2 protein-coding genes are annotated in these 921 nt (G+C 42.5%); both read left to right on the forward strand.

Annotated elements, in window-relative coordinates; translation table 11 throughout:
* Positions 1-103: 103 nt before the first annotated feature.
* Positions 104-319 (forward strand): hypothetical protein, encoded by a 216-nt coding sequence (locus tag LKE01_RS11845; RefSeq protein ID WP_054769893.1) that lies wholly within the window; start codon positions 104-106, stop codon positions 317-319.
* A 3-nt stretch (positions 320-322) separates the two neighbouring features.
* On the forward strand, positions 323-921 hold a 599-nt coding region (locus LKE01_RS11850), incomplete at its 3' end, for an ArdC-like ssDNA-binding domain-containing protein (RefSeq protein ID WP_225426962.1).

The raw sequence follows: 921 nt of genomic DNA on the forward strand, positions 1-921 counted from the left end.
CACGTTGTTCCGGTTGGTGAACCCGTCATTTAGGTTCACTTTTATAAAGCTAAAAGTAAACCTAAACAACGGGTGAGATTAGCAAAGCAAAGGAGATCATGAAATGGATAACGAATTAACAGTCATTGGGAGTGAATTACCGGTTTTGCAGACTAAAGGAGCCTACAAGTATTTAAAAGAAATTACAGGAAATGGAGCTTACTATCAAGTGGCCTGGCAAAAATTAGCCGATGGCTACGTTGCCCTTTATGGCACGACTCCGGTTCAAATAAGATCATTGCCGACATTGAATGATACTTTTGAAGATGAGGAGGGGTAGACAATGCCGAGTAAAGCAGACGTTAAAGCCTGGAAAGCACAATTATTCGCCCAGGCTGAACAGCAAATCCTAAAATTAACCGATAGTGACCGATTTAAACAGTATCTTAATACCCTGGCTAAATTCCACCAGTACAGTGCCAGAAATATTGACTTGATCTATGCTCAAAATCCCCAAGCGACCCACGTCGCGGGATTTAAGCAATGGCAAACTGATTTTAACCGCACTGTTAATAAGGGTGCTAAATCCATTCGAATTGCGGCACCTATTATTAAGAAATTAACACCTGCTGAGCAGAAGCATATTGATACCACCGATGAGCGCGCCATTGTCGGTTATCGCTATCTACCCGTCTTTGATGTGGCACAAACTAGCGGTGAACCAGTGTTAAGTGCTCAAGACTTTGTCAAAGAAAATTTGGCCGATCATCAGAACGTGACGAGCTTGTATAACGCGTTCAAAGACTATTTGAACCAGCAAACCGACCTTAAAGTCAGTGAAGTGCCTTTAGCGACGCTAAATGGGGCTAAGGGGTATTTTCAACCCAGCACTAATGAAATCGTCATTGGTGGCGATGAGCCCGACAATGCTTTAAAATTAAA

The organism is Lentilactobacillus kefiri (assembly GCF_007989105.1).
GTDB classification, from domain to species: domain Bacteria; phylum Bacillota; class Bacilli; order Lactobacillales; family Lactobacillaceae; genus Lentilactobacillus; species Lentilactobacillus kefiri.